This is a genomic window from Roseofilum sp. Guam (assembly GCF_017746735.1).
GTDB classification, from domain to species: Bacteria; Cyanobacteriota; Cyanobacteriia; order Cyanobacteriales; family Desertifilaceae; genus Roseofilum; species Roseofilum reptotaenium.
The window spans coordinates 1-2,804 of record NZ_JAGHZN010000120.1; the positions used below are offsets into that span (position 1 = coordinate 1).

Here is a 2,804-nt window from a genome sequence, read left to right on the forward strand (position 1 = left end):
CTATAGAAAACTCTAATTACTATCTAACTCATTTGACCTATTTCTTGCCCCTTACTTTTGGAGGTGCTATGGTGGTTTTGTGTTGAATGTGTGTTGAGTCCGTGGCGATGAACCACGGTGTCGGGAATGAGAGTTCCCTCCTCAGCTTGATTTGAGTTAGACGGGCTAGGAGGGATTCGAACCCCCGACACCGTGGTCCGTAGCCACGTGCTCTAGTCCACTGAGCTACAAGCCCTTAACTGTCTAGGAAAATAATATAGCACACTTATTGCTGATGACACAAGAAAATTTTTCAACTTCCGGGTTAAGCCATCTGAACGAGTCTGGAGAAGTGCAGATGGTGGACGTTTCCGGAAAAACAGCAACGGTACGGATGGCGATCGCCAGTGGACAAGTAAGAATGCAACCGGCTACTTTAGAAGCACTTCTAGCGGGGAATGCCCCCAAAGGCGATATTATCGCCACGGCTAAACTGGCAGGAATTATGGCCGCCAAACAAACCGCCAAACTCATTCCCCTCTGTCATCCCTTACCCCTACAAAAGATTCAGGTCGAAATTGAACCCGATCGCCAATTACCCGGTTATCAAATTGTCGCTACTGTCAAAACCACTGCCGAAACTGGAGTGGAAATGGAAGCGTTAACGGCTGTTTCCATTGCGGCTCTGACGTTATACGATATGGCCAAAGCTCTAGATAAGGCGATCGCGATCGAATCCATCCATTTAATCGAAAAAACTGGCGGTAAATCGGGTAATTATAGTGCTGCACGCTAGGGAATCGGGAATCGGGAATCGGTTACGGGGGCTAGATTTCAGTATTGAATTTCAGTGAGGAATTATAGTACTAAAAAGTCTCATCTTTCTTAAATGAACACTCCACTTGGATTTTAAGGTTGCTTTTTGCCGTTCCTTTCGTAATGTAGGGAATGCCTGCTTCTCCGCCAATTTCAACGCCGAATTCTAGAGTTACTTTATCGACATTGGCGATCGCACTTTCTCTGACTTTTTTGAAGGCGGCCAGGCTGTAGTTGGTATAGGTAACAATCGTACTTTGCAAGTCAGTAACATGCTGTTGCAAATTTGCATTGAATCCTCTACTCGTTGGTGCTTCTTCTTCCTCTTCTTCTGCTTCTGAGGTGGATAAATGCTCGACGAGATCGGAGGTGTCTAATTCTTCTGTGGCTTCGATGTAAATTACAGTATTGTCATCCAGGCGGAGGGGAGCTAGTTTGGTCATTGTTGGTTGCGTACAATCTGCTTATTTTGAGAGTTTATAATACAGGACAGAAGACTGAGTTGACATAGAACATGAGTCGAGATGCACTGGTTGTTGGGATTAGTACCTACTCCTACCGGGGATTAAAGGATTTAGAAGCCCCTGCCAAAGATGCTGAGGCGATCGCGCAAAAATTAGAGTCCGGTCTTGCTCCGTTTCGGGTGGAACGCTTGCCAGGCATTAAGGATAGAGCGAATGAGGGTCTGAAAACAAGCAAGAAAACCCAAGTTTCCCTGCGACAACTGCAAACGGCTTTGATTCGCTATTTTAAGCCGCGAGGAGAGACTTATGCCGATACGGTTTTGTTTTATTATTCTGGTCATGGTCTCTATGATGACTTAACAGAAACCAGCTATTTGGCAACCAGTGATGTCAATCCAGAGGAAAATAAATGGGGTTATCCTTTGGAACACTTGTGTAAATTATTGCGAGGCAGTCCGGTCAGACGGCAAATTATTTGGTTAGATTGCTGTCATAGTGGGGGACTCATTGCCGTTAAGGAGGCCAATCCCGGAGAACAGGCAGGTTATAGCCGCTGTTTTGTGGCAGCATCCCAGGAAATTGAATCAGCCTATGAATTGGCAAGCGGTTCTCATGGGGTGTTGACGGATGCACTTTTGCAAGGATTGGATTGTGATCGCCTGCCGGGACAATGGATTAGTACGCTATCTTTATGTGCGTTTGTCGATCGCTATCTCAAGGAAGTCCGGAAGACGTATCCCCAACGCGCTCTCTTTCTCAATACGGGGAATCCATCGATTTGATTTGCTGCGTGGAGAAAGGGGGAGAAACGGAAGAATTACCGGAGTTACAGCCCAATCTCTGTCCTTATCGCGCCTTGGATGCCTTTGATTTTACGGAGGAGGATGTTAAGGTCTTTTTTGGTCGTCGGGCATTGACGGATGAGTTATTGGGTCGGATTTGCGATCGCCCCTTTTTAGCCGTTTTGGGGCCGTCGGGAAGCGGGAAATCTTCCGTAGTCAGAGCGGGGTTACTCTACGAACTCCAGAAGGGCAAACGGCGATCGGGTACGGAAGACTGGAAGCGTTTAGGCATTATCAAACCTGGGGAGAGTCCTCTGAGAAGTTTAGCGGGGATTTTTCTTCAGGGAGTGCGATCTCCAAAAATGCGAGAGGATTTTCTCAATGGTTATGTAGCAGATTTGCAGGAACGCGGCTCTACGGCTTTGCGAGAACTGATTGAGGGAGAAGAGTACGAGCAAACCGTGGTTTTGGTAGTAGACCAGTTTGAGGAGATTTTTTCTCTCTGTCGCGGGAGTGAGGAGAAGGAGCAAGAGCGCAAGGATTTTCTCAATTGTTTGTTTGAGACGGTGGACGCGCTGGAGGGTCGATTGCGCTTGGTGATTACCTTGCGGGCGGATTTTCTGGGGAAATGTTTGGAACAGTCCGATGGTAATTTGGCGGAACGGATTAAGGACAATCGGGTGGATACAGCGCTTCGCGCTGTTATGAGGTACAGTAACAACAATGAGCAAACCCTATTCTTAAATGTTTCGGATTAATTAAG

4 protein-coding genes and 1 tRNA gene are annotated in these 2,804 nt (G+C 46.9%); 3 read left to right on the top strand and 2 right to left on the bottom strand.

Annotated features, from left to right (window positions below; translation table 11 throughout):
* Positions 1-161 precede the first annotated feature (161 nt).
* Positions 162-235: transfer RNA gene (locus tag J7529_RS24445), tRNA-Arg, on the bottom strand.
* Positions 236-274: 39 nt separating this feature from the next.
* Here J7529_RS24445 and moaC point away from each other — a divergent pair.
* Positions 275-775: a cyclic pyranopterin monophosphate synthase MoaC gene (gene moaC, locus J7529_RS24450; RefSeq protein WP_318731151.1), complete on the top strand. Its 501-nt coding sequence runs from the start codon at positions 275-277 to the stop codon at positions 773-775.
* A 70-nt stretch (positions 776-845) separates the two neighbouring features.
* Here the strand turns inward: moaC and J7529_RS24455 are convergent, their stop codons facing one another.
* Positions 846-1,238: a CU044_2847 family protein gene (locus J7529_RS24455; RefSeq protein WP_318731152.1), complete on the bottom strand. Its 393-nt coding sequence runs from the start codon at positions 1,236-1,238 to the stop codon at positions 846-848.
* Positions 1,239-1,309: 71 nt separating this feature from the next.
* On the opposite strand from J7529_RS24455, the gene J7529_RS24460 reads away from it, so the two are divergent.
* The gene (locus J7529_RS24460; RefSeq protein WP_318731153.1) at positions 1,310-2,041 is read left to right on the top strand and encodes a caspase family protein; all 732 of its coding nucleotides are present in this window, start codon (positions 1,310-1,312) and stop codon (positions 2,039-2,041) included.
* Positions 2,042-2,049: 8 nt separating this feature from the next.
* Complete coding sequence (locus tag J7529_RS24465) at positions 2,050-2,799, top strand: hypothetical protein (protein ID WP_318731154.1); 750 nt, start codon at positions 2,050-2,052, stop codon at positions 2,797-2,799.
* The last annotated feature ends 5 nt before the right edge of the window (positions 2,800-2,804 follow it).

What these genes read in the sequence shown, in the direction of transcription:
- moaC (WP_318731151.1), top strand. Translation starts at nt 275, where the DNA reads ATGACACAAGAAAATTTTTCAACTTCCGGGTTAAGCCATCTGAACGAG.
- J7529_RS24460 (WP_318731153.1), top strand. Translation starts at nt 1,310, where the DNA reads ATGAGTCGAGATGCACTGGTTGTTGGGATTAGTACCTACTCCTACCGG.
- J7529_RS24455 (WP_318731152.1), bottom strand. Translation starts at nt 1,238, where the DNA reads ATGACCAAACTAGCTCCCCTCCGCCTGGATGACAATACTGTAATTTAC.